The organism is Maritalea mediterranea, from assembly GCF_021568695.1.
GTDB classification, from domain to species: domain Bacteria; phylum Pseudomonadota; class Alphaproteobacteria; order Rhizobiales; family Devosiaceae; genus Maritalea; species Maritalea mediterranea.
Genome location: NZ_JAKGTI010000002.1, coordinates 345,132 through 369,471, shown reverse-complemented (window position 1 = coordinate 369,471; position 24,340 = coordinate 345,132). Strand labels below are relative to the sequence as shown.

22 protein-coding genes are annotated in these 24,340 nt (G+C 54.8%); 15 read left to right on the top strand and 7 right to left on the bottom strand.

Translation table 11 applies throughout. The annotated features are described in order from the left end of the window. Position 1: 1 nt before the first annotated feature. From L1I42_RS10795 to L1I42_RS10785, 3 genes are all read right to left on the bottom strand, one after another. Positions 2-958 carry an NAD(P)-dependent alcohol dehydrogenase gene (locus tag L1I42_RS10795; protein ID WP_236114535.1) on the bottom strand — a complete coding sequence of 319 codons (957 nt, stop codon included), beginning with the start codon at positions 956-958 and terminating at the stop codon, positions 2-4. Positions 959-1,058: 100 nt separating this feature from the next. After that, positions 1,059-1,676, bottom strand: coding sequence for a TetR/AcrR family transcriptional regulator (locus tag L1I42_RS10790; protein ID WP_236114534.1), 618 nt, complete (start codon positions 1,674-1,676; stop codon positions 1,059-1,061). 118 nt (positions 1,677-1,794) lie between these two features. Then, positions 1,795-1,995, bottom strand: coding sequence for a heavy-metal-associated domain-containing protein (locus L1I42_RS10785; RefSeq protein ID WP_236114533.1), 201 nt, complete (start codon positions 1,993-1,995; stop codon positions 1,795-1,797). A 146-nt stretch (positions 1,996-2,141) separates the two neighbouring features. Between L1I42_RS10785 and L1I42_RS10780 the strand changes: the two genes are divergently transcribed. Next, a complete protein-coding gene (locus L1I42_RS10780) occupies positions 2,142-2,486 on the top strand; it encodes a hypothetical protein (RefSeq protein ID WP_236114532.1) in 345 nt (114 codons plus the stop codon). Positions 2,487-2,499: 13 nt separating this feature from the next. Here the strand turns inward: L1I42_RS10780 and L1I42_RS10775 are convergent, their stop codons facing one another. Continuing rightward, a complete protein-coding gene (locus tag L1I42_RS10775; protein WP_369413096.1) occupies positions 2,500-3,147 on the bottom strand; it encodes an Lrp/AsnC family transcriptional regulator in 648 nt (215 codons plus the stop codon). On the opposite strand from L1I42_RS10775, the gene L1I42_RS10770 reads away from it, so the two are divergent. From L1I42_RS10770 to L1I42_RS10760, 3 genes are all read left to right on the top strand, one after another. Then, a complete protein-coding gene (locus tag L1I42_RS10770; protein WP_236114531.1) occupies positions 3,097-4,305 on the top strand; it encodes a methionine gamma-lyase in 1,209 nt (402 codons plus the stop codon). The genes L1I42_RS10775 and L1I42_RS10770 overlap by 51 nt on opposite strands. 23 nt (positions 4,306-4,328) lie before the next feature. Beyond that, a complete protein-coding gene (locus L1I42_RS10765) occupies positions 4,329-6,716 on the top strand; it encodes a thiamine pyrophosphate-binding protein (RefSeq protein ID WP_236114530.1) in 2,388 nt (795 codons plus the stop codon). Between the two features lie 83 nt (positions 6,717-6,799). Further along, positions 6,800-7,486: a D-lyxose/D-mannose family sugar isomerase gene (locus tag L1I42_RS10760; RefSeq protein ID WP_236114529.1), complete on the top strand. Its 687-nt coding sequence runs from the start codon at positions 6,800-6,802 to the stop codon at positions 7,484-7,486. A 559-nt stretch (positions 7,487-8,045) separates the two neighbouring features. On the opposite strand, the gene L1I42_RS10755 is transcribed toward L1I42_RS10760, so the two are convergent. Beyond that, on the bottom strand, positions 8,046-8,756 hold the full coding sequence (locus L1I42_RS10755; RefSeq protein ID WP_236114528.1) for a FadR/GntR family transcriptional regulator: 711 nt from the start codon (positions 8,754-8,756) through the stop codon (positions 8,046-8,048). A 217-nt stretch (positions 8,757-8,973) separates the two neighbouring features. On the opposite strand from L1I42_RS10755, the gene L1I42_RS10750 reads away from it, so the two are divergent. The 9 genes from L1I42_RS10750 (at position 8,974) to fdhD (ending at position 21,830) form a co-directional block, all read left to right on the top strand. After that, a complete protein-coding gene (locus tag L1I42_RS10750) occupies positions 8,974-10,779 on the top strand; it encodes a gamma-glutamyltransferase family protein (RefSeq protein ID WP_236114527.1) in 1,806 nt (601 codons plus the stop codon). 104 nt (positions 10,780-10,883) lie between these two features. After that, complete coding sequence (locus L1I42_RS10745; RefSeq protein ID WP_236114526.1) at positions 10,884-11,999, top strand: NAD(P)/FAD-dependent oxidoreductase; 1,116 nt, start codon at positions 10,884-10,886, stop codon at positions 11,997-11,999. 12 nt (positions 12,000-12,011) lie between these two features. After that, positions 12,012-12,359, top strand: a complete 348-nt coding sequence (locus L1I42_RS10740) for a RidA family protein (RefSeq protein WP_236114525.1) — start codon at positions 12,012-12,014, stop codon at positions 12,357-12,359. Positions 12,360-12,507: 148 nt separating this feature from the next. Beyond that, positions 12,508-14,160 (top strand): electron transfer flavoprotein-ubiquinone oxidoreductase, encoded by a 1,653-nt coding sequence (locus tag L1I42_RS10735; protein WP_236114524.1) that lies wholly within the window; start codon positions 12,508-12,510, stop codon positions 14,158-14,160. Positions 14,161-14,615: 455 nt separating this feature from the next. After that, positions 14,616-16,004, top strand: coding sequence for an MATE family efflux transporter (locus L1I42_RS10730; RefSeq protein ID WP_236114523.1), 1,389 nt, complete (start codon positions 14,616-14,618; stop codon positions 16,002-16,004). 186 nt (positions 16,005-16,190) lie between these two features. Further along, positions 16,191-16,634, top strand: a complete 444-nt coding sequence (locus L1I42_RS10725; protein ID WP_236114522.1) for an NADH-quinone oxidoreductase subunit NuoE family protein — start codon at positions 16,191-16,193, stop codon at positions 16,632-16,634. Between the two features lies 1 nt (position 16,635). After that, on the top strand, positions 16,636-18,189 hold the full coding sequence (locus L1I42_RS10720; protein WP_236114521.1) for a formate dehydrogenase beta subunit: 1,554 nt from the start codon (positions 16,636-16,638) through the stop codon (positions 18,187-18,189). 9 nt (positions 18,190-18,198) lie between these two features. Further along, positions 18,199-21,048 carry a formate dehydrogenase subunit alpha gene (gene fdhF, locus L1I42_RS10715; protein WP_236114520.1) on the top strand — a complete coding sequence of 950 codons (2,850 nt, stop codon included), beginning with the start codon at positions 18,199-18,201 and terminating at the stop codon, positions 21,046-21,048. After that, positions 21,048-21,830 (top strand): formate dehydrogenase accessory sulfurtransferase FdhD, encoded by a 783-nt coding sequence (gene fdhD / locus L1I42_RS10710; protein ID WP_236114519.1) that lies wholly within the window; start codon positions 21,048-21,050, stop codon positions 21,828-21,830. Before fdhF ends, fdhD begins: the two co-directional genes overlap by 1 nt. A 214-nt stretch (positions 21,831-22,044) precedes the next feature. On the opposite strand, the gene L1I42_RS10705 is transcribed toward fdhD, so the two are convergent. Next, a complete protein-coding gene (locus L1I42_RS10705; protein ID WP_236114518.1) occupies positions 22,045-22,287 on the bottom strand; it encodes a carboxymuconolactone decarboxylase family protein in 243 nt (80 codons plus the stop codon). A gap of 39 nt (positions 22,288-22,326) precedes the next feature. Further along, complete coding sequence (locus L1I42_RS10700; protein WP_236114517.1) at positions 22,327-22,653, bottom strand: carboxymuconolactone decarboxylase family protein; 327 nt, start codon at positions 22,651-22,653, stop codon at positions 22,327-22,329. A 206-nt stretch (positions 22,654-22,859) separates the two neighbouring features. On the opposite strand from L1I42_RS10700, the gene L1I42_RS10695 reads away from it, so the two are divergent. Both L1I42_RS10695 and L1I42_RS10690 read left to right on the top strand, forming a co-directional pair. Further along, a complete protein-coding gene (locus L1I42_RS10695; protein ID WP_236114516.1) occupies positions 22,860-23,525 on the top strand; it encodes a GntR family transcriptional regulator in 666 nt (221 codons plus the stop codon). A gap of 112 nt (positions 23,526-23,637) precedes the next feature. Beyond that, positions 23,638-24,333 (top strand): nitroreductase family protein, encoded by a 696-nt coding sequence (locus tag L1I42_RS10690; RefSeq protein ID WP_236114515.1) that lies wholly within the window; start codon positions 23,638-23,640, stop codon positions 24,331-24,333. The last annotated feature ends 7 nt before the right edge of the window (positions 24,334-24,340 follow it).

The window sequence follows — 24,340 nt, the reverse complement described above, 5'->3', positions numbered from 1 at the left end:
GTTAATCTGCCGCGGGGAAGGTCAGAACCAATTTGCCGCGTACTTTGCCGCTTTTGCTGTGGCCGATGGCCCGGGCGATATCTGTGATCGGGTAGGTTTGCTCGATGTGCGGGCGGATATGGTGTGTTTGGCTCGAATCGGCGATGTGCGCGAGCGCTTTGTCATTTGGCGCGACCCAAAGGCCATGTTCCTTTTGCGCCCGTAACCCGTTGAGCAGCGGCGCGACAAACAGATTTTGCAGGGAAGGCAGCGCCGTGGCGAAAGCGCCTTTTGGGGAAAGTCGCTTGCGGGCGGTGCGGAACCGCATGGTGGAGGCGGTGTCAAAGATCAGGTCATATTGCCCATTCAAGGTGAGCGGGTCATGTTGCCGATAATCGATCACCTCGTCGCAGCCCAATTGTTTTGCCAGGGCCGCATTTTTGCCGCTGCACACACCGGTGACGGTTGCGCCTGATGCTTTGGCCAATTGCACGGCAATATGACCAAGCCCGCCGGTGCAGCCATTGATCAACACATGACGACCCGGTTGGAGTTGCGCCTTTTGAAACATAAATTGATGCGCAGTGAGGGCAACCAGAGGCATCGCCGCGGCTTCGGAGAAGTCGAGATGGGTGGGCATGGGCGCGATATTGTTGGCGGTGACGATTATTTGCTGGGCAAAGGCGCCGCCTTTGAAGGCCGGGACCATGCCAAACACTTTGTCTCCCGGCTGATAATTGGGCACTTTGGGGCCGACCTGCTTCACAAGTCCGGCAAAATCGGCGCCCAATATTCTTGGTGGTCGCGTCCAGCCGCTGAACAAGCGCGCATCTCCGCGCAACACCTTCCAGTCTACCGGATTTAGTCCGGCGGCTTTCACCTCTATCAAAATTTCTTTCAGTCCGATCGCCGGTGAAGCAAGTTCACCAAGTTCCAATTGGGTTTCGTCTCCATAGCGCGAAGTGAGCACCGCTTGCATGAAATATCCTAAAGCTGATCAATGTTCAGTTTTATATATGATCAATGATCGTATTTTGCAAGATGGGAATCAGTCTATGATGGGGAGGATCCCGCCGGGCTTAGTCGGCCAGCAATGCCTTCAGCCGCAGGCGCAGGGTGAGTTTCAACTCGTCAGCAAGGCGGTCGCGGTCTTTTTTACTCATGTACAAAGCCAATTGCGCGCTGGTGCTGACGCTGTGCAGCATGTGCCATAGGGCCAGTTTGGCGGCATCAGCTTCAATATGCGGCGCCAAATCTGTCAGCTTGTTGCTGAGATAGACGGCATTTGATTGGCTGGTTTCCGCCTCAAGGCTGCAGAGTTTTGGATCTGCCTGCATGGCCCCCCACAGCACCGCCAGCGCAGGGTCTTGTTGAAACAGGTCAAAAAAATCATCAATGGCCGGATCGATCTGGGTCAGAAATTGTTCTGTGCTGCTCACCGCGTCAAAGTGGGCGCGCAACTGGTCGCGGGTCAGATCAAGGTAATGCTGCATGATCAGGTGCAGCAGGGCGCTTTTGTCGGGAAAATATTGATAGATGGTGCTGATCGGCATTTCGGCCTTTGCCGCAATCTCGCGCATGCTCACCGCATCATTGCCATGTGCACCGATCAATTGGCGGGCGGTGCGCAAAATCATGTCCACCTTCTGGCGGCTGCGGGCCTGTTTGGGGATGCGGCGATCAGTTTTTAACGTCATAGCGAAAATGGACTCACTGCGATGGAGGCCAAAGCATAGCGAGGTGGGGGCAGACGGTCCAGATCATCTGGCATGGATCATGGTCTGCCCCGCAATGGGCCTTCGATTAGCTTGTCGGTCAAGAAGCCAGGCTTGATGGATAGCCAGCCGCGTTCAGTGCGGCGAGGATGTCATCATTGTCCGCCTTTGAGGTGACGTCGATTTTGTGTTCGCTCAAATCCACTTTGATGTCAGCACTGCTGTCCACGTCCTTGATTGCTTTTAAAACTGCTGCCTCGCAATGGCCGCATGTCATGTCGGGTACATTAAATTTTGTCATTCAAATATCCTTTCGTTTTTGGCATCGATAGCGCTTCCCTTCGCTGGAAGGTCAAGCGTAATTTTTTGCATTCTTCTGCTTGACCTTACCGTTACTGCAAGCTGCATCAATTTGCCATTGCATTAACACAAGGGGGGGGGCGCCAAATGGGCGGTGCGGACAAGCAGAAACAGTTGATTGAGGCGCAGATTGCGGTGTGCAAGGCTGAACTGGTCGAGCTGCAGAAAACATGCTGCCTGAATAAACGCGGCGAAAAGATGACGGGCTTAATCGCGGAAGTTGAGCGCCTTGGCCAGGATCAATTAGCGCTGGACAGTATGGCGCCCGATGATGCTGCCGCCTTTATTGACCAACTCGAAGCCGTTGGCGGGAAACTGGGTGTACTCTATGCCACCTGCTGCACGCCCACCCGCGAGCCTATCTATGCGGCGATGTTTAAGTCTTTGTCCAAGATCCATCTCAGGCTATTGAAGTTGCAACACGGTCGATAGCTATCTTGACGCACTATATCGCTGGAAACAGATTGGTGCGTTTTACTTCGCCGTAAGCAAAGCTGGTTTCAATGCCAGCCACGCCGGGAATGCGATGGATGGATTGGCGGGTGAAGCGTTCGTAGTCTTCTAGGCTGGCGACGATCACGCGCAAAAGATAATCCCAATCGCCGGTCATTAGATGGGCTTCCAGAATTTCATCGATATTTTTGATGGCGGTTTCAAATTCGCCGACGGCTTGCTCGGTGTGGTGCTGCAGTTTGATGCGGACAAACACGGTGACGGGGAGCCCATAGCGTTTTTGATCGACGATGGCGCTGTAGCCGCGGATAATGCCTTGTTGTTCTAGATTACGCAGGCGACGCAGACAGGGCGAGGGGGAAAGGTTGACCCGTTCGGCCAGTTCCTGATTGGTCAGGCGGCCATCGCGTTGCAGCTCGCGGATGATTTTTTGATCTATTTTGTCCATTAGATCGCTATTTGTTGGCAGAATATTGCCGAAATATATCATTTGAGGGTGAAGTTCGCCAGAACATTGCGCGGCATTTCTTTTATTCTTTTGGGTAAGAGAGGACCGTTCGGTCTGCCACAGAAATTGGAGGTGCGCGACATGACCCACAATAATAAAAACCAAGGTTTTGCTACCAAAGCCATTCACCATGCCTATGACCCGCAAGACGAGGGCGGTGCGCTGACACCTCCTCTGCACTTGACCTCGACCTTCGCTTTTCCAACAGCGGAGCATGGCGGGGAAATTTTTGCTGGTGATCGTGAGGGGCATGTTTATTCGCGCATCTCCAACCCCACCAATGATTTGTTGGAACAGCGCATGGCGGTGTTGGAAGGTGCGGAAGCGGCGCTGGCCAATGCGTCTGGCATGGGGTCCATCACTTCAGCGCTTTGGACCTTTGTGGCGCCGGGCGACGAGATCATTGTAGACACGACGCTTTATGGTTGCACCTTTGCTTATATGCGCCACGGGCTGCAAAAGTTTGGCGTGGACATCACCCATGTGGATATGACGGACCCGCAAAATGTGGCCAAAGCGATCAGCGGCAACACCAAAGTGGTTTACTTTGAAACCCCGGCCAACCCGAATATGCGCCTGGTGGATATTGAAGCGGTGAGTGCCATTGCCCATGAGTTTGATGCCAAGGTGATCGTCGACAACACTTATGCAACGCCTTACCTGACCCGCCCGATTGAACATGGTGCGGATTTGGTGCTGCACTCGGCCACAAAATATTTGGGCGGCCATGGCGATGTGATCGCCGGGCTGATTGCGGGCCGCAAAGAAGATATCGATCAGATTCGTCTGGTGGGCATGAAAGATATGACGGGCGCGGTGATGGCACCGTTCAACGCCATGCTGATTATGCGCGGGTTGAAAACCTTGCAATTGCGCATGGACCGCCATTGTGCGAGCGCGATGGAAATCGCCCAGCGTTTGGAACAGCATCCGATGATTTCCAAAGTCTATTTCCCCGGCTTGCCGAGCTTTGAGCAGCATGAGCTGGCGAAAAAACAAATGACTGACTTTGGTGGTATGATTGCGTTTGAACTGATTGGCGGCATGCATGCAGGCATTTCCACCATGAACCGTTTGGATATGATCCAACGGGCGGTGAGCCTTGGGGATGCGGAAACATTGATCCAGCACCCGGCGTCTATGACCCATTCGACTTACACGCCGGAAGAGCGGGGCGAACATGGCATTTCCGAAGGCTTGGTGCGGTTGTCAGTTGGCCTTGAAGAGGTTGAGGACATCTGGGCCGATTTGGAGCAGGCTTTGCCAGCAGCAAAAGCGCAGGTTGCGTAAGCTAGATCAAAGGGAGTGGGGCGATGAGCAAGAAAATAGGGCAGCTGAAAGAGCTGGAAGGGCAGATTTTGTGGCTGGCGTGCTGGATGGTACATCATGCCAACCATATCCGCCCGAAAGGTGACCAGCAGATCAAGATCGGCGGGCATCAGGCGTCTTCTGCCTCGATCGTGTCGATCATGACCGCGCTCTATTTTAGTGTGCTCAAGCCCGAAGATCGGGTGGCGGTGAAGCCGCACGCCTCACCCATTTTCCATGCGATCCAATATTTGATGGGCAATCAAGAGCTGGACCGGATGAAGAACTTCCGCGGCTTTGGCGGGGTGCAATCTTACCCCAGCCGCACCAAGGATATTGATGATGTGGATTTCTCCACTGGGTCCGTTGGACTGGGTGTCGGCATCACGGCCTTCGCCTCCATGATCCAGGATTATATTCAGCACAAGAGCTGGGCCGCCGAAAAGCCAATGGGCAAAATGGTGGCACTTGTGGGCGATGCTGAAATGGATGAAGGCAATATTTTCGAATGCCTTCAAGAAGGCTGGAAGCATGATCTGCGCAATGTGTGGTGGATCATTGATTATAACCGCCAGAGCCTAGATGGCGTAATCCGCGAAGGCTTGTGGAGGCGGCTGGAACCGATTTTTGAAGCGTTCGGCTGGGAGGTTGTGCGCCTGAAATATGGCGTGAAGCAACGCGCGGCATTTGAACGATCCGGCGGCGACAAGCTGAAAGAGTGGATCGATAATTGCCCGAACCAGCTTTATTCGGCACTGACCTATCAGGGCGGTAAAGCGTGGCGTGCACGTTTGCTCGATGAGATTGGCGATCAGGGCGATGTGACCAAGCTGATTGAAAGCTATTCCGATGACGAATTGGCCGAGTTGATGAACAATCTCGGTGGCCAGTGCGTGGAAAGCTTGGTGGAAGCTTTTGAGAGCATCGATCATGATCGGCCCACGGTGTTTATCTCCTACACCATTAAGGGCTGGAGCACGCCGCTGGCGGGGCATAAGGACAATCATGGTGGGTTGATGACCACAACTCAAATGGATGAATTTAAGCGCCAGATGGGGGTGGCTGATGGCGACGAGTGGGAAAAATTCTCACTTGTGAAAGACGCGGCTGCGACACAGAAATTCTTGGATCAGGTGCCGTTCTTCGCCAAGGGCACGCGCCGCTTCTCCGCACCATCCGTTGAGGTGGGCGCACCCGTTGAATTGAATGATCGGGAGATTGCCAGCCAAGCCGGGTTTGGCAAGATTTTGGATGAAATTGCCAAGAATAACCCGACTTTGTCGGAGCGGATTGTGACCACGTCGCCTGATGTGACGGTGACGACGAATTTGAGCGGTTGGGTGAACCGTAAGGGCCTGTTTGCGCGCAATGAACTCAATGATGAGTTTAAGGATCAGCGGATTCCGTCAGCGCAGAAATGGGCGTTTTCGCCTGATGGTCAGCATATTGAGCTGGGCATTGCCGAGATGAATTTGTTCTTGCTGTTGGGCGCGGCGGGGCTGTCTCACTCTGTGTTTGGTGAGCGGTTGCTGCCCATTGGCGCGGTTTATGATCCCTTTGTGGCACGGGGCTTGGATGCGCTCAATTATGCCTGTTATCAGGATAGTCGCTTTATGATTGTGGGCACGCCCTCGGGCGTGACGTTGGCCCCGGAAGGCGGCGCGCACCAATCCATCGGCACGCAATTGATCGGCATGAGCCAAGATGGACTGGCGGCGTTTGAGCCTGCCTATGTGGATGAATTGTCGGCCATTATGCATTGGGCCTTTGACTATATGCAGCGCAATGGCGAGGGCGACCCGGACGAGCGGACTTGGCTGCGCGATGAAACCGGCGGCTCGGTTTATCTGCGCCTGTCGACCAACCCAATTGAGCAGCCGCAATGGCGCAAGGATGAGGGGTTCAAGCAGGGCGTGATCGACGGCGCTTATTGGATGCGTGAGCCGGGGCCGAATGCAGAAATTGTAATTGCCTATCAAGGTGTGGTGGCGCCGGAGGTGATCGAGGCTGCCGGACGCATTGGCGAAGATCGGCGCGACATCGGCGTTTTAGCCTGCACTTCAGCCGACCGGCTGAACGCAGGATGGACCGCAGCACAACGGGCGCGGCGGCGCGGGCAGGCCAATGCGCAGTCGCATATTGATCGGCTGCTGGCGCAGTTGCCGCCGCATTGCACGATCATCACGGTGACAGACGGGCATCCGGCCACTTTGGGCTGGCTGGGCGCTGTCGCTGGCCACCGCACCGTGCCGCTTGGCGTGGAGCACTTTGGCCAAACGGGCACCATTGCGGATCTTTACGCTCATTATGGCATCAATGCCGATGCGATTGTGAGCGTGGCGCAAAATATTGTGCAGGGGCGTCCGGTCCGGCATTTGCGAGAGGTCATTTAGGCGCTTTCGGGGCTTGATAAATCAAGGTGAGGCTTTAACACTAGAGCCTCACGATTGTCCCTGTCTGTCCCAAAGAGTTTTAAATGAAACGTTCCCGAATTAATGAAATTATGGCTGAAGCCGATGAGATGATCCAGTCTTTTGGTTTTGTGCTGCCGCCCTTTGCCTATTGGACGCCGGAAGAGTTTAAGGCCAATGCCGACAAAGCGCGGGCCTTGATTGATGCGCGGTGTGGTTGGGATATTACTGACTATGGCGCGGGTCGGTTTGATGAAATGGGCCTGTTTTTGTTTACCCTGCGCAATGGCCGCTTGGCGGACCTGCAGCGCGGCGGTGGCATGTGTTATGCGGAAAAGCTACTGATTTCTCGACAGGATCAGCTGTCGCCCATGCATACCCATGTGATCAAAGCCGAAGACATCATCAATCGCGGCGGCGCGACCATGGTGATCGAGCTTTTCGGCTCCGACGATGACGGAAATTTTGCCGAAGACCGCGGTGGCATGGTGCTGTGTGACGGCATTGAACGGCCTTTTGCGCCGGGCGAGAAGCTGAAATTTGCGCCGGGAGAAAGCGTGACCCTGATGCCGGGCGATTGGCACGCCTTTTGGGGCGAGGGGGGCGATGTGCTGATTGGTGAGGTTTCTACCGTCAATGATGATGAAACCGACAATATTTTCCGTGAGCCGATTGGACGATTTGCCGAGATCGAAGAAGATGAAGCACCGACGCATTTGCTGGTGAGTGATTATAAGGGTTATTTGGGGTAGGTTTTTGCCCCTGATGGCACCCCACCCTTAGTCTCTCTTTTGTGCTCGCGCCGGAAGGCTGGCCATCAAGGGGAGGTAAGCAGCTGTTTGCGCTAGCTTTATCGTCGCACACAGCTTCATCCTCGAGCTTGACCCGGGGAACCAGGCAGGGGCTACTCAAGATGCACAATGCTGATGAATTGCCAGTGGACAATCCGGCCTGGATTCCCGCCTTCGCGGGAATGACGGGGAGGTGGTTTGCTGCGGCCCATCACATCCCCCGCGGTCACCCCAAGACTTGATCTTGGGGTCCATTTCACGTTGGCTGAGGCGCAGGGTAGAAGCTATTTGATGAACGTTTTCCCGAATTAATCCATTAGGTGCCGCACCGTTGTCCTCAAATGGATTGCAAGATCAAGTCTTGCAATGACGTGGATGGGGCTTGTGAAGGTGGTGGCAAATCACGAGCCTGTTTGCTCGGGCGTTGCGATATTCTCCTGCGCATTCCCGGCCTTGAGCCGGGATCAGTTTTGGTCCCGGATCAGGTCCGGGACGGCCAAGAGGTGGCGGTAGGGGCATCCTAAAAAACCGTCGATTTTACCCGTGCGATATGGGCGCGCATTTCGGCTTTTGCGCCTTCGACATCTTTGTTTTTGATGGCGTCCAAAATCTTGCGGTGGCCTTCAAGTGAAATCACTTGGCGTTCGCGGTTGTCGTAGATTTTGGTTTTGGGGGGCAGAAGCGAGCGGTTGATGTTTTTGGCCAGTTCGTAAAGGGTGGCATTGCCGGTGGCGGCGGCGAGGGTTTCGTGGAATTCGTGATCGATTTTTCGAAGTTCAATCCCGTCCGTGGTCTGGCCCTGTTTTTCCAGCAGTGCTTCCAGCATTTCGATGTGGCGGGGTTCACCCATTTCGGCGGCGAGGGCTGCCAGTTGGGGCTCTAGAATTTCGCGCAGTTGGAAAATTTCAAGGGCGCGGCGAGACCCTGTGTTGGTGGTGACAGCCAAGGTGCGCATCAAATCGCCGCGGGTGGCGGACTGGATATAATTGCCGCTGCCTTGGCGAGCAGCCAGCACGCCTTTTTCCTGCAGCACACGGATGGCCTCGCGCAACGAATGTCGCGACACATTGAAGATTTCGGCCAACTGCCGCTCAGGGGGCAATGTGTCTCCCGGGCCGAGATTTTTTTCTTCGATCATGACGCGAATTTTTGCGATCACCGCCTCATATGCGCGCTCAGGCGCTGGCTTTTGGGCGGTGTCCTGCATGTCGGGCTTTGGTGAAGGTGCCAAATTTTTCCCCGCTTTCGATTGGTTTTTATGATTCTTAGCGCAAATGGGGGGAAATGCAATCATTGCATGTGTTTAATTCACAATCGGGTCGTATTTCGGCACAACAATATTGCCAATTTCGCACCTATACTGTGTTGACCTTGCTGCAATTGGCGTGAATATTGGTGCAACCAATCGACGATCCTAACGCGATCACGCGGCGACAGGAGGCTAGCCCATGCAACACTTTACAACCCGACCAGAAATTCGTGGTGATTTTGGCGTTGTGGCCAGCACGCATTGGATTGCCAGTGCTGTTGGCATGGCGGTGCTGGAACGGGGCGGCAACGCGTTTGATGCGGCGGTGGCTACCGGGTTTGTGTTGCAAGTGGTGGAGCCACATTTGAACGGGCCGGGCGGCGAGGTGCCGATGATTATCGCCAAGGCCGGCGAAGCGCCACAAGTGGTGTGCGGGCAGGGTGTTGCGCCGGAAGGGGCGACCATCGCCCATTACCGCAATGAAGGCTTTGATATTATGCCGGGCTCGGGGCTGTTGTCCGCGGTGGTGCCGGGCGCGTTTGACGCCTGGATGATGGTGCTGCGCGATTATGGCACCATGAGCGTCGAGGATGTTTTGAGCTATGCCATTCATTATGCAGAGGCGGGCATTCCGCTGGTGCCCAATATTGTGGGTACGATTGGCAAGGTGAAAGATTTGTTCACTGATCATTGGAAGAGCTCCGGTGCGATCTATTTGCCAAACGGCAACGTGCCCAGCTTGAACGGCAAATTCACCAACCCGCAATTGGCGGCAACTTATCGACGGATTATTGAGGAATCGAAAGTGGTGAGCGGGCGTGAGTCGCAAGTGGATAAGGCGCGGGACGCGTGGTATCGCGGTTTTGTCGCGGAGGCCATTGGCGATTTCTTTGCTAATAATGAATTGATGGACACATCTGGCCGCGCACACAAGGGCGTGTTGACAGCGGATGATATGGCCAATTGGCAGGCCAGCTATGAAGCGCCGCTCAGCTATGAGTATGGTGGAAATGAGGTGCTGAAGGCCGGGCCGTGGACGCAGGGGCCCACCTTGTTGCAGCAATTGGCGCTGCTCAAGGGCTTTGATCTGGATGCGCTGGACGAACGCGACCCGCAATTTGTTCATCTGGTGACTGAGGCCAGCAAATTGGCCTTTGCCGACCGTGAAGCCTATTATGGCGATCCGGACTTTGTGGATGTGCCGATGGATGTGTTGCTGAGCGATGATTATAATGATGCGCGGCGGCAATTGATTGGCGATATGGCCTCCCTGCAATTGATGGCGGGGCAGATCGGCGATGACACGCCGTTCGCCATCGATCGCCCTAAGGGGCAGACCGAAGAGGGCCGCAATAATACCAGTATGGGCGAACCGACAGTGGCCAAATTTGACCATCAGGAACTGGGTGAGAATGGCAGCGTGAAGGGCGATACCTGCCATCTGGATATTATCGATCGTTGGGGCAATATGGTGACCGCCACGCCAAGCGGGGGCTGGCTGCAAAGTTCGCCCGTTGTGGAGGGCTTGGGCTTTTGCCTGACCAACCGGGCGCAAATGTATTGGCTGGATGAAAAATCGCCGAGTGCCTTGGCGCCGAAGCGGCGGCCGCGGACTACGCTTTCAGTCAATATGGCCCTTAAGGATGGTCAGCCGGAGTTGATCTTCGGCACCCCGGGCGGGGATCAGCAGGACCAATGGTCGCTGCATTTCTTCTTGCGCCATGTGCATTTCAGCCTGAATTTGCAGGAAAATATCGATTCACCGGGCTTTTTCACCAATCATATCACCTCGAGCTTCTATCCGCGTGAGATCGATGCTGGGCACTTGGAGGTGGAAACGCGTTTTGGCCAGCAAACTATTGAGGCCCTGCGGGCAAAGGGCCACAATGTGGTGGCCGATAGCGAGTGGGCCATTGGCCGGATGACCGCAGCGCAGACCAGCGATGGCTTTTTGCGGGCGGCGGCCAATCCGAGGCAAATGCAAGGCTACGCGGTGGGGCGCTAATTGGCGCTGATAAGGGCGGAATTCATGGTGGAAATATGCCGTGAGAAATGCCATGCTTTGCGCGTCGGTGGGATGACACTTCCAATCAAGGGACAGTTTTAAAATTGGCAGAGAAGTATGATGTGGCCATTGTCGGCGCAGGGATTGCGGCGGCAGGCATAGGTGCGCAACTGGCGCAGCGTGGGCTGAAAATTGTTCTGCTCGAATCAGAGGACCGACCCGGCGTGCACAGCACAGGCCGATCCGCTGCGATTTTCGTGCAAAATTATGGCAATGATACCATTCGGGCGCTCAGCCGCGCGTCATTCCAATATTTCCAAAATCCGCCGAAAGATATTTTCGATTATTCCGTTTTGGGTGATCGGGGCATTTTGTTTGTGGCCAATGAAGCGCACAAACCGCATTTGGACGAGTTGCTGGCGGCAGGCGAGGGGTTGATCCCTATCAGCGTGGAGCAAGCGATTGAAATGATGCCGCTGTTGAACAAAGAGCGGCTTGTGGCCGCGGCGCACGAACCCAATGCAAAAGATCTGGACGTGGCGGGCCTGCATCAAGGCTGGCTGAAGCAGATCAAGCAAAATGGTGGCGAAGTGCGCACGGACAGCGAAGTGCTTTCCGGCAGCAATGCATCGGGCCATTGGGTTTTGGAGACAAATTCCGGGCCAGTTGAAGCGGACAAAATTGTCAATGCTGCTGGTGCGTGGGGCGATGTGGTGGCTGAACGGTGTGGTGTGCGTCCGGTGGGCTTGCAACCAAAGCGCCGGTCTATTGGTGTTTTGCCCTCGCCACAGCCGGAGCAATCCATGCATTGGCCAATGCTGGTTGATGCCGGGGAGACTTGGTATATGAAGCCCGATGCGGGGCAGTTTTTGGTGTCGCCCGCCGATGAAGATCTGGTCGAGCCGCATGATGCCTTTGTTGACGATATGGTATTGGCCGAAGGGCTTTTTCGCTTTGAAGAGATGATGAATTTTGAAGTGACCCGGCTGGAGCATAGCTGGGCCGGGCTGCGGGTGTTTCCGCCAGATGGCACCCCAATTTCTGGCTATTCAGCGGACCAAAAAGGCTTTTTCTGGCTTGCGGGGCAAGGTGGATATGGCATTCAGACCTCCGCGGCCCTGTCAGAATTGGCAGCCTGCCAATTGATGGAAGTGGAATTACCTACATTTGCAGAGCAATGGCTGGTGGACAGCCTTTCGCCTGCGCGATTTGAACACTAAGAGGAAGAAAAAATGAGCATTAAACGCATCGAACCCGGTTCACGCATGAGCCAAGCTGTTATCTTTGAAAATATGGTCTATTTGGCAGGCCAAGTGGGCACGCCTGCTGCGAGCATCGAAGAGCAAACCAAAAGCATTTTGGACAAGATCGACCGTTTGTTGGCTGAATCCGGCACGTCTAAATCAAATGTCCTGAAGGCTGAAATCTGGCTTTCAGACATGAAGCATTTCAATGAAATGAATGCGGTTTGGGATGAATGGATCGATCCAGCCAACCCACCCGCGCGCGCGTGCGGCGAAAGCAAGTTGGCGACGCCTGATTTTGATGTAGAGATCATGATCACCGCCGCTAAAGTTTAGCAAAAATAGGGCTGCTGATGCCAATTGCGCATTTGTTTATGCAAAAGGGTCAATTGGCAGCCCGATTTGTTTGCGGTATGACTTGCTTTAGGGTTTAAATAATGCGCGTTGCGCACAACCTAAAGGCATAAGGTTTCAGGGGAACAGCATGGCAGAAATCGAACGCGAAGCGATGGAATATGATGTGGTGATTATTGGCGCGGGGCCTGCAGGGCTTTCGGCAGCGATCCGCATCAAGCAAAAAGCGGGCGACGATGTTTCTGTGGTGGTGCTGGAAAAAGGCTCCGAAGTTGGCGCGCATATTCTGTCTGGCGCGATTTTGGATGTGTCCGGCCTCAATGAATTGATCCCTGATTGGCAGGAAAAAGATGCGCCGATCAAAACTGCGGTCGGCACGGACCATTTTCATGTGTTTTCCGAGACTGGCAAAAAGACCATTCCGCACGCGTTTATGCCGCCACTTTTGAGCAACAAAGGCTGCTATATCGTGTCCATGGGCAATGTCTGCCGGTGGATGGCTGAGCAGGCTGAAGCGATTGGCGTTGAAGTGTTTCCTGGTTTTGCGGCGTCCGAACTTGTTTATGGCGAGAATGGCGAAGTGGCGGGCGTTGTGGCGGGCGAATTCGGCCTGAACCCGGATGGCACGCCCGGGCCAAACTATGAGTTAGGCATGGAGCTGCGCGGCAAATATGTGTTTTTCTCAGAAGGTGCGCGCGGATCTCTGTCGCAGCAATTGATTGAGAAATTTGATCTGGCGAAAGATGCCGACCATCAGAAATATGGTCTGGGCATGAAAGAGATTTGGGAGATTGACCCGGCCAAGCACAAGCTTGGGCATGTGGAACACTCCATGGGCTGGCCGCTGGACAAGGATGCGGGCGGCGGCTCCTTTATTTATCATTTGGAAGATAATCAGGTTTATGTCGGGTTTGTGGTGCATCTGGATTACAAAAACCCGCACCTTTTCCCGTATGGCGAGTTCCAAAAATTCAAGCACCATCCACATGTGGCCGAGCTGCTGAAAGGTGGGCGTCGCACTGCTTATGGTGCGCGGGTGATTTCTGGTGGCGGTATTCAATCGCTGCCGAAAATGGTGTTCCCCGGCGGCGCGCTTTTGGGCTGTGCGGCAGGCACGCTCAATTTTGCGCGGCTTAAAGGCAATCATAATGCGATGCTGTCTGGCATCGCGGCTGCCGATGCTGCGGTTGAAGCATTGAGCGCTGGACGCGCGGGCGACGAGTTGACCGCTTACGAGACCGAAGTGCGGACGGGTCCAATCTTTAAAGATATCGACAAGGTGCGCAATGTGAAGCCCTTGGGCAAAAAGGGTCCGTTTGGCGTGATGCTCTCCGGCATGGATATGTGGTGGGCGTCTTTGTTCGGCAAACCGCTGTTCGGCACGCAGAGCCATGGCGTTTCTGACGCGGAGGCGACTGGCAAAGCGGCAGATTATCCGAAGCTCACCTATCCGAAACCGGATGGTGAGTTGAGCTTTGACCGGCTGACCAATGTGAGCTTTTCCTTCACCAACCATGCGGAAGAGCAGCCGTGCCATTTGAAGCTCAAAGACCCGTCTGTCCCAATTGAAAAAACACTGCCGGAATATGATGAGCCATCGCAACGCTATTGCCCGGCGGGGGTTTATGAAGTGGTTGAGCAAAATGATGGGTCTGGCCCGAAATTTGTGATCAATGCGCAAAACTGCGTGCACTGCAAAACCTGCGACATCAAAGACCCGGCCCGCAATATTGTGTGGACCACCCCGCAGGGCGGTGAGGGACCGAATTATCCGAATATGTAGGTTGCGATTTGGGCCAGACGCGCACTTGCTGCGTCGATTGGCTTGAATTACGCTGCCTGTCATTACACCCCCACGTCATTACCGGACTTGATCCGGTAATCCATTTGCGCTTGGCCAGTTGGCGATGTGTTCGCGAGTTGGCGCAGACATGGGCCAAGACCATAACCCTTTTAACCAGTCTTCAGTTGCTGCATGGACCACCGGGTCAAGCCCGGTGGTGACGGGGAGGGAAAATATTCTTGTGGAGGCTTTGCTCTTAGGCCTGCGAATGGTGACCTTTTGGCCACCATTTTCCTTTTCCGAGCACGTCCATCTGATTTTCGATGAAAATTTTTCGATCACATCTTGCCAAATCTGAATCCGGCTGACAGATTTTCAGCCATACTAATTTCTGGCCTCACGCGCGATTTGCGCCTCTCAGGCGATCCAGAACTATATGATCGAAGGATTTAGCTGTGGCACAAGTGCAAAATGCCCAGGGCGTGGGCAATATGTGGTTAGATGAGGCGCGGGTGACGTTTAAGTTGGCGTGGCCGTTGGTGTTGGCGCAATTGGCGCAGATCGGGTTGAGCACATCAGATGTGATCATGATGGGCTGGCTTGGGCCTGAGTTTCTGGGCGCCGGGGCGCTGGCGCACTCTTTTATGTTTTTCTTCCTGATTTTCGGCATGGGGCTGGTGACAGCTGTTGCGCCCATGATGGCGAAAGCCATTGGTGAGGAAGATGAGGTTTCGGTGCGCCGTACGGTGCGTCAGGGCTTTTGGGTGTGCATTGCGTTCAGCACAATCGTCATTCCCTTTATGCTGCAAATTGATCATATCTTTTTGCTGCTGGGGCAGGAGCCAGACATTGCCGTGTTGGCGGAGACCTATGCCCGGGTTGGGGCCTTTCAGTTTTATCCTTTTCTGCTGTTTGCGGTGATGCGGTCCTTCTTGGCGGCGCACAACATCACCATGATTGTTCTGCTCGCTACTTTGGTGGGGATCGTGCTCAATATTATCGGCAATTATGGCTTGATGTTCGGCAATTTTGGCCTGCCGCGGCTGGAACTGTTGGGGGCTGGTATCTCAACTGTGATTGTGCACAGCGCCACCTTCCTGTTCGCGCTGTTTTATGCGCTCGCGCTCAAGCGCTTTAAAGATTACAATTTGTTGCAGCGTTTTTGGAAACCGGATTGGCAACGCTTTTTCGATGTGATCCGTGTGGGCGTCCCCATCGGTTTTATGTTGATGGCGGAGGTCGGGATGTTTTCTGTGGCCGCCTTTATGATGGGCTGGCTGAGCAAGCCGGAATTGGCTGCCCATGCGATCGCGCTACAGATCACCGCGATTTCATTTATGGTGCCACTTGGCATTAGCCAAGCCACAACGGTGCGTGTTGGCATTTGCCATGGGCGTCGGTCGCCCATCGGGGTGATGGTTGCTGGCTGGACCAATATCGCCATGGGTGTTGGCTTTATGGTGTTCACCTGCATGTTGTACATTCTGTTCCCTGGGTTTTTTGTCCAGTTCTTCCTAAATCCGGCCGACCCGGAGAATGTTGCGGCGTTCAACTTTGCGGTGACCTACATCATGATTGCTGGCGTTTTCCAATTGGTGGATGGCGGGCAGGTGATGGCTGCCGCCTCCTTGCGTGGCCTTTCAGATACCAAAGTGCCGATGGCTATTGCCTTGTTTGGCTATTGGGTTGTGGGCATTCCCGTGGGTTATTTGCTCGGCTTCGTGTTTGAATGGCGCGGCATTGGCGTATGGGCAGGCATGGCGCTTGGCCTTGCGGTAGTGGCTGTGTTGTTGACCATTCGCTTTGCCCAGCGAGAAAAGCTTGGGCTGGTGCACTACGGCTGATGCTGCTTTTCAATCAAATGTCATTTGGTTGCATGGCAAATTCGATGTAGAATTGGATTGCGCCTACATTTATTTTAAGGTTAAAATGATTTAGGGCGCATGCGGCTTAGAATTTCGGCTGCCCTGAACAAAGGTATGACGCATCAACCGCTTGACGGTTGCGTGCGGGAGGGGGAAGCTCACGCCATGACAGAGAAGTTGCACGACATTATTGCGCCCTATGTGGGCGAAACAGGCGGCCTGATTTCGGCGATGCACGCGGTGCAAGCAGAGTTGGGTTATTTGCCTGAGGATGTGCTGCCCGTGGCGGCAGACCTTTTCAACCAAACCAAAGCCGAAGTGAAGGGCGTGATCAGTTTTTATGCTGATTTCCGCGATCAACGGGCGGGCGCCAATCATGTGCGCGTTTGCGTGGCGGAGAGCTGCCAGTCCGTGGGGTCGCGTGAGCTTGTGACGGCGCTGGAGGAGCGTTTTGCCCTGAAGCTGGGTGAAACGGATTTGGCGCGGGAGCTGACGATTGAGCCGGTTTATTGCCTCGGGCTTTGCTCGGTGTCGCCTGCAGCCGAAGTGAACGGCAAATTGGTGGCTAAGGCCGATGCTGATAAAATCGCCGAGCGGGTGGAGGCATAGCATGATCAAGATTTATGTGCCTTTAGACAGCGCCGCAATTGCCCTTGGGGCCGACGAGGTGGCCGAAGCGATTTTGAGCGAAGCGCAAAAGCGCGATGCCTCTGTGCAATTGGTGCGCAATGGCTCGCGCGGGATGCACTGGTTGGAGCCGCTGGTTGAGGTTGAGCAGGAAGGCAAGCGGATCGGCTTTGCCAATGTGGATGAAGGCGATGTGTCTTCTCTGTTTGAGGCGGGTTTTTTGACCAAAGCAGATCACCAAAGTTGCATCGGCGAGGTGGATGCGCATCCATTTCTAGCAAAGCAGGAACGGCTGACTTTTGCGCGCTGCGGCATTATCGATCCGTTGGATATAGACGCTTATCAAGAACATGGCGGCTTGGTCGGGTTGAAGCGGGCTATTGAGTTGAACCGCGAGGAAATTGTCGGCGATGTGATGCTATCCGGACTGCGCGGGCGCGGCGGGGCTGGCTTTCCGGCGGGCATCAAGTGCAAAACCGTGAGCGAGGCCGAAGCCGACCAGAAATATATTGTTTGCAACGCAGATGAAGGCGATAGCGGCACCTTTGCGGACCGGATGATCATGGAAGGCGACCCGTTTTGCCTGATCGAAGGCATGGCGATTGCCGGGTTGGGCGTGGGCGCCACCAAGGGCTATATCTATCTGCGGTCCGAATATCCGGTCGCTCTTAAAGTATTGAATCAAGCAATCGAAATTGCCCGTGAAAACAATCTGTTGGGCGACAATGTTCTGGGATCGAATCGGGCATTTGATCTCGACGTGTTTGTCGGTGCGGGCGCATATATTTGCGGTGAAGAGACCTCTTTGCTTGAAAGCTTGGAAGGCAAGCGCGGGCAGGTGCGGGCCAAGCCGCCGCTGCCGGCGCTGGAAGGCTTGTTCGGCAAACCGACCCTTGTGCACAATGTGATTTCCCTGTGCAGTGTGCCGATCATCCTGGCCAAAGGCGGTGAATATTACGCCGATTATGGCATGGGCAAATCCAAAGGCACACTGGCGTTTCAATTGGCGGGCAATATTGCCCAGGGCGGTTTGGTGGAGAAAGCCTTTGGCCTCTCGCTGCGCACCTTGATTGAAGATTTTGGCGGCGGCACCCGCAGCGGGCGACCATTTCGCGCGGTGCAGATTGGTGGACCGTTGGGCGCATATCTGCCGGAAGACTTGCTGGACCTGCCAATGGATTATGAAACGCTGGCGGAACATGGCGCGGGCGTTGGCCATGGCGGGTTGGTCGTTTTTGACGATCAGGTCAATCTGCGTGAGCAGGCGCATTATGCCTTTGAATTCTGTGCGGAAGAGAGCTGCGGCAAGTGCACGCCGTGCCGTGTGGGCGCCGTGCGCGGCACTGAAGTGATGGAACGCATTGCAAAAGGCGAGGATTGGGCGCAAAATATGGTGCTGCTCGACGACCTTTGCGAGTTGATGGTGGATGGCTCTTTGTGCGCCATGGGCGGGATGACCCCGATCCCCGTGATGAGCGCGAAAAAGCACTTTCCAGACGATTTTGAGCCAGACCAAGCTGCCCGTGCAGCGGAATAGGAGGACGATATGTCGATCCTGAAAGAAAAAGATTTTGGCACCCCCGCATCGAAATCCGACAAACAAGTGTCGGTGACCATAGACGGGTTTGAGGTGAGCGTGCCTGAAGGCACCAGCGTGATGCGCGCGGCGGCGACGGTGGGCTTGGATATTCCCAAACTTTGCGCCACCGACAGCATGAATTCGTTTGGCTCGTGTCGCTTGTGTCTGGTGGAGATTGAAGGGCGCAAAGGCACCCCCGCCAGCTGCACCACGCCTGTGGCTGAAGGTATGAGCATTTCTACCCAAACGCCGCGCCTCGAGAAACTGCGCCGCGGGGTGATGGAACTCTATATTTCCGACCACCCGCTCGATTGCTTGACCTGCGCCGCCAATGGCGATTGCGAATTGCAGGATATGGCGGGCGAAGTGGGCCTGCGCGATGTGCGCTATGGCTATGAGGGGGCAAATCATTTTGATGCGCCCAAGGATGAGAGCAATCCCTATTTCACCTTTGATCCGAGCAAATGCATTGTGTGTTCGCGCTGCGTGCGGGCGTGCGACGAGGTGCAGGGCACTCTGGCACTGACCATTTCTGGTCGGGCATTTGACAGCAAGGTGGCGTTGGGCACGGAAGATTTCTTTTCCTCTGAATGTGTGTCGTGCGGCGCTTGCGTGCAGGCCTGTCCGACAGCGACCTTGGAAGAAAAGGCTGTGATCGACCATGGGGTGCCGAACCGCACTGTGTTGACGACATGCGCCTATTGCGGCGTGGGCTGTTCGTTTAAGGCGGAGATGCGTGGTGATCAGGTGATCCGCATGGTGCCGTATAAGGATGGTAAAGCCAATCACGGCCATTCTTGCGTAAAGGGCCGTTTTGCCTGGGGCTATGCCACCCATAAAGACCGGATTACGCAACCCATGATCCGCGACAAGATCACCGATCCATGGCGCGAAGTGAGCTGGGACGAAGCAATCAAATTTGCGGCTGACGGCCTGAAAAAAGCCCAAGAGAAATATGGGCGTAAGTCCATTGGCGGCATCACCTCATCACGCTGCACGGCAGAAGAAGTGTGGGTGGTGCAAAAAATGATCCGCACCGCCTTTGGCAACAATAATGTGGATACATGCGCGCGCGTCTGCCATTCGCCCACCGGCTATGGCTTGAAGCAGACCTTTGGCACGTCCGCCGGGACGCAGGATTTTGACTCAGTGGAAGAAGCCGATGTGATCATGGTGATCGGGGCCAACCCCACCGATGCGCACCCGGTTTTTGCGTCACAGATGAAGCGGCGGCTGCGCCAGGGGGCGAAGCTGATCGTGGCTGATCCGCGCAAGATCGATTTGGTGCGGTCCGCGCATATTGAGGCAGATTACCATTTGCCGCTGAAGCCAGGCACCAATGTGGCCCTGATCAATGCGATCGCCTATGTGGTGGCAACAGAAGGCTTGATGGATCAGGGTTTTGTCGATGAGCGCTGCGATTTGCAGAGCTATAAGGAATGGTTTGATTTCATCACCGATGAGATCAATTCGCCCGAAAGCGTGGCGGCGGAATGCGGCGTGGATGCGGATGCGATCCGCGAGGCGGCCCGGCTATACGCTACAGGCGGCAAGGCTGCTATCTATTATGGCTTGGGCGTCACCGAGCACAGCCAAGGCTCCACCATGGTGATGGGCATGGCCAATCTGGCAATGGCCACCGGCAATATTGGCGTGCGCGGCGTGGGCGTGAACCCGCTGCGTGGGCAGAACAATGTGCAGGGCTCATGCGATATGGGTTCATTCCCGCATGAACTTCCTGGTTATCGCAGTATTGAGGATAAAGAGGTGCGCGGCAGCTTTGAACAGGCCTGGCAGCGTGAGCTCGATGGTGTGCCGGGATTCCGCATTCCCAATATGTTCGATGAAGCCATTTCAGGCCATTATAAGGGCATGTATGTGCAGGGCGAGGATATCGCTCAGTCTGATCCCAACACCAAGCATGTGGAAGAGGCTTTGCGCTCGCTCGATATGCTGATCGTGCAGGATCTGTTTTTGAATGAAACAGCGCGGTTCGCCCATGTCTTCTTGCCGGGCACCAGCTTTTTGGAAAAAGACGGGACGTTCATTAATGCGGAACGTCGGATCAACCGCGTGCGGCCGGTGATGAAGCCTGCGACTGGGCTGGAAGAATGGGAAGTGACGCAGCGGCTCGCCAATGAAATGGGCTATGCGGAAATGAACTATAATGATGCCAGCGAAATCATGGATGAGATTGCGGCGCTGACGCCGACATTTGCCGGGGTGAGCTTTGAGCGGTTGGACCGTGACGGCTCGGTGCAATGGCCGTGCAATGATGATGCGCCGGATGGTACGCCGATCATGCATGTGGATGGCTTTGTGCGCGGCAAGGGGGCCTTTGTGGTCACCGAATATGTGCCGACCACCGAGAAAACCAACCGCAAATTCCCGCTGATCCTGACCACGGGTCGGATTTTGAGCCAGTATAATGTGGGCGCGCAGACACGGCGGACCTCCAATATTGATTGGTGGGGCGAGGATGTGTTGGAAATCCATCCAAGTGATGCCGAAACGCGGGGCATTCGCGATGGCCATTGGGTGTCCTTGCGGTCGCGCAAGGGCGAAACCAGCCTTCGGGCTGTGATTTCCGAGCGGATGGCACCGGGGGTGGTTTATACCACCTTCCACCACCCGGAAACGGGCGCGAATGTGATCACCACGGAAAATTCCGATTGGGCCACCAATTGTCCGGAATATAAGGTGACCGCGGTGGAAGTGGCTCCGGCCAACCACAAGTCCGAGTGGCAAGAGCAATATGAGTTGGAAACGCCAAGTTTGCGCCAATTGATGGACGAGTCGAAAGAGCCGGCTGAATAGTGGCGGACCATGAGCAAGAGGTGGCGCGGGCTGTCGATATCGACATTGATGGCACGCGCGATCAATGGCAGTTGGCGAATGAGTGCCCGTTGGCCCTGGTCTATCACCAGCGCAACTATGCCGTGATGCTGGCCAGCCCGCAGGATTTAACTGACTTTGCCTATGGTTTTTCCATCAGTGAACGCGTCGTGTCCGATGCATCTGAGATCAAATCTGTGCGGGCCGTACCAAATGTGCTGGGCATTGATTTGCATATGGAGATTGACGAGAAGCGGCTGGAGCGGCTGGATTTAACCCAGCGGCGGCGGCATCTTGTGGGCGCATCCGGGTGCGGCCTGTGTGGACTGGACAATGCGGATCAGTTTTTGGCGAAATTGCCGAAAGTGGCTGCGGTGACGCCAGCCAAGGACGCGATGGATAAGGCCATGGCCGCCTTCTCGTCGCATCAACAGCTTAATCAGCAAACCCATTCAGTGCATGGCGCCGCGTGGGTGTCGCTCTCGGGTGACATTATCGCGGTGCGTGAGGATGTGGGCCGCCACAACGCGGTGGATAAGCTGCTCGGGGCACGGGCGCGGGCGGCGTTGGCTGGCGAGGCTTTTCCTCAAGGGTTTTTGATGGTGTCCAGCCGGTGTTCCTTTGAAATTGTCGAAAAGGCGGCGCGGCATAATGTGGGGGCGCTGCTGTCGATTTCTGCGCCGACGGCGTTGGCGCTGGATAAGGCGGCAGAGGCTGGATTGCAGCTTTATGCGGGGGCACCGGGTGGCATTGCGCGGTTTTGACCCCCACCCTAAATCCCTCCCCACAAGGGGGAGGGACTTCTCGCTCGCCCAGGTGTACCTCCCGTCATTCCCGCGTAGGCGGGAATCCAGAAGGACTATCCGTGGGTAAGTCGTCGGCGTTGTGCGCTTAGAATAGCTGTTGCTTGGATTCTCGGTATATTGTTAAGCGAGGCTGGCTCGAGGATGACGTATGAGCGTGGGGCGCGGCTGTGGCCTAACTATGGTTCCAATCATCCGGATCGTCGGAATTGTTGGGCGAAAGGCCGATGATATCGCCATCGGTGGAGCAGCCGAGGCCGAGGACGGTGCGGTTGGCATAGCCGAAATAGGCGGTCACTTGGTTGATTTCTAATATTTCACCATCGTCATAGCCTGCATCACGCAAGGCCGCGACATCGGCTTCCACCATTTCGCTTGGCTGGTTGTTGAGCTTTTGTGCGTAGGCGAGGGCGGCCAATTCCTGATGGGAGAGGGGGGCGCTTGAAATGTCATGGCGCTAGATGGCGGCCTTAATGGCATCGGCGCGTTCATCATGGTTGAGATTGCGCTTCATGCCGACGAAATGGTGCTCGAAGCAGTAATTACACTTATTCAAATAGCTGACATAGGTGCCAATGCATTCCAAAAACCACTTGGGAATGGTGTTGTTGGCGTGGTGGAGCACATATTTATAGATCGCCATATGCCCTTCCATGGAATGGGGGCGGAGCGAATGCATCATCATAATATTGTCGACATTATTGTTTGGGCCGGTGACCCGCTGATAGAGCTGCTTTAGTCGCCCCGTTGCTTGTTCAAATGGAATCGTTTTGATCCACGCCATTTACATCTCCTCCGTTCTTGTGATTTGCTCGGCTATATTGTCGGACAATAATAGAGAATAATCCGCATTTATACGGAAAAATCTTCGGAAAAGTGGACGAATTGCAATGCAATTCGGTTGCAAAGCGGACTCTTTCTTTTTAGCGTGCGAATAATGGACAAATTCAATCTCTGCTTGTCCATGGGGCGTAACAATTGGGGGGACTGGTGTCAGAATCCAGCGTAGAATCTGTTGTGCAGATGATCACGGATGCTGTGCGCACGGGGCGTTTGGCGCCAGGCATGCGTCTGGTTGAGGCCGAATTCACACAAAATCTAGGGGTCAGCCGGTCCACTGTGCGTGAAGGATTCCAACGCCTGATTGCGGCTGGCTTGCTGGTGTCGGAACGGCACCGTGGCGTCAGTGTGCGCCAATTCACCCGAAAACAAGTCAACGATTTATATGTGCTGCGTGCCACTCTGGAAGCGCTCGGGGTGCAGCTCGCCACGCCGCACGTGCATGCGGCGCCCGCTTATGTTGAAGAGCTGCAGCGGAAAATGGATGCGGCAGAAGCTGAGCGTGACCTGACCGAATTTTCGCAGTTGAATACCGCCTTTCATCATCATCTCGCGGATTTGGCGGATAATGAATATTTGAAAAATGTCATTCTGCAGTTCGAAACGTCCATATACTGGTTGCAATTCCGGGTGTTGGTGGATCAACAATCGGTATTTCGCACCAACCAGGACCATCGCGACATTGTAAAACACATGGTGGCGGGACAGGCGCTTGAAGCTGCCGCGGCGATGCGTCAGCATATTTTGAATGCAGGCGAAATGGTCCAGGCTTTGCCCAGTAACCATTTTAAACGCGAGATGGTGCCTCAAAGCTGATCGGTTTTCGTCCATTACAAGTATGATGATGGTCGCTGCTGCGGCTTGACATTGTCGTGTCGTTTGATATTGTCAGACAATAATGATGGACAATAATAGCGTTGGGGGAGAGATGGTCGATCAACAGTTCGGGCAGGAGTTTGAGCCCATCGATTTGCCAAACTACAAGGAAATGTCGCAAGCTGAAATGCGCGCTGCCGCGCAGGCTTTTTATGGTGACATTAAGACGCGCCACACAGTGCGTGAGTTTTCTGATCGGCCTGTGCCGCGGGACATCATCGAAACTTGCCTAAAGGCGGCAGGCACCGCGCCAAATGGCGCCAATCATCAGCCTTGGCACTTTGCCGTGATTGGCAATGCGGAAATGAAGCGCCGTATTCGCGAAGAGGCGGAGATTGAGGAGAAGACCTTTTATGAAGGGCGGGCCGGTGATGAATGGCTGAAGGCACTGAAACCGATTGGCACTGACGCCTCCAAACCGTTTTTGGAAAAAGCGCCGTGGTTGATTGCCATTTTTGGCGAACGGCGCAGCATTGGCGCGGATGGCAATAAATACAAAAATTATTACGTGCCGGAATCCGTCTCCATCGCCACTGGCTTTTTGCTGGTGGCGCTGCACAAAGCCGGGTTGGCCACGCTTACGCATACGCCCAACCCGATGAGCTTTCTCAATGAAATTTGCGACCGACCGAAATCGGACAAGCCCTATATTTTGCTGGTGGTGGGGTATCCGGATGAAAACGCCAAAATTCCCCGTCATGCGACAGAGAAAAAACCGTTAGACGAGATCGCGACCTTTTATGAATAAGGGTTTG

Bases quoted from the DNA above. Each gene is read 5' to 3' on its own strand.
- L1I42_RS10785 (WP_236114533.1), bottom strand. From the start codon at position 1,995: ATGACAAAATTTAATGTACCCGACATGACATGCGGCCATTGCGAGGCA.
- L1I42_RS10750 (WP_236114527.1), top strand. From the start codon at position 8,974: ATGCAACACTTTACAACCCGACCAGAAATTCGTGGTGATTTTGGCGTT.
- L1I42_RS10690 (WP_236114515.1), top strand. From the start codon at position 23,638: ATGGTCGATCAACAGTTCGGGCAGGAGTTTGAGCCCATCGATTTGCCA.
- L1I42_RS10780 (WP_236114532.1), top strand. From the start codon at position 2,142: ATGGGCGGTGCGGACAAGCAGAAACAGTTGATTGAGGCGCAGATTGCG.
- L1I42_RS10725 (WP_236114522.1), top strand. From the start codon at position 16,191: ATGACAGAGAAGTTGCACGACATTATTGCGCCCTATGTGGGCGAAACA.
- L1I42_RS10795 (WP_236114535.1), bottom strand. From the start codon at position 958: ATGCAAGCGGTGCTCACTTCGCGCTATGGAGACGAAACCCAATTGGAA.
- L1I42_RS10740 (WP_236114525.1), top strand. From the start codon at position 12,012: ATGAGCATTAAACGCATCGAACCCGGTTCACGCATGAGCCAAGCTGTT.
- L1I42_RS10735 (WP_236114524.1), top strand. From the start codon at position 12,508: ATGGCAGAAATCGAACGCGAAGCGATGGAATATGATGTGGTGATTATT.
- fdhF (WP_236114520.1), top strand. From the start codon at position 18,199: ATGTCGATCCTGAAAGAAAAAGATTTTGGCACCCCCGCATCGAAATCC.
- L1I42_RS10760 (WP_236114529.1), top strand. From the start codon at position 6,800: ATGAAACGTTCCCGAATTAATGAAATTATGGCTGAAGCCGATGAGATG.
- L1I42_RS10720 (WP_236114521.1), top strand. From the start codon at position 16,636: ATGATCAAGATTTATGTGCCTTTAGACAGCGCCGCAATTGCCCTTGGG.
- L1I42_RS10770 (WP_236114531.1), top strand. From the start codon at position 3,097: ATGACCCACAATAATAAAAACCAAGGTTTTGCTACCAAAGCCATTCAC.
- L1I42_RS10700 (WP_236114517.1), bottom strand. From the start codon at position 22,653: ATGGCGTGGATCAAAACGATTCCATTTGAACAAGCAACGGGGCGACTA.
- L1I42_RS10775 (WP_369413096.1), bottom strand. From the start codon at position 3,147: ATGGTGAATGGCTTTGGTAGCAAAACCTTGGTTTTTATTATTGTGGGT.
- L1I42_RS10790 (WP_236114534.1), bottom strand. From the start codon at position 1,676: ATGACGTTAAAAACTGATCGCCGCATCCCCAAACAGGCCCGCAGCCGC.
- L1I42_RS10765 (WP_236114530.1), top strand. From the start codon at position 4,329: ATGAGCAAGAAAATAGGGCAGCTGAAAGAGCTGGAAGGGCAGATTTTG.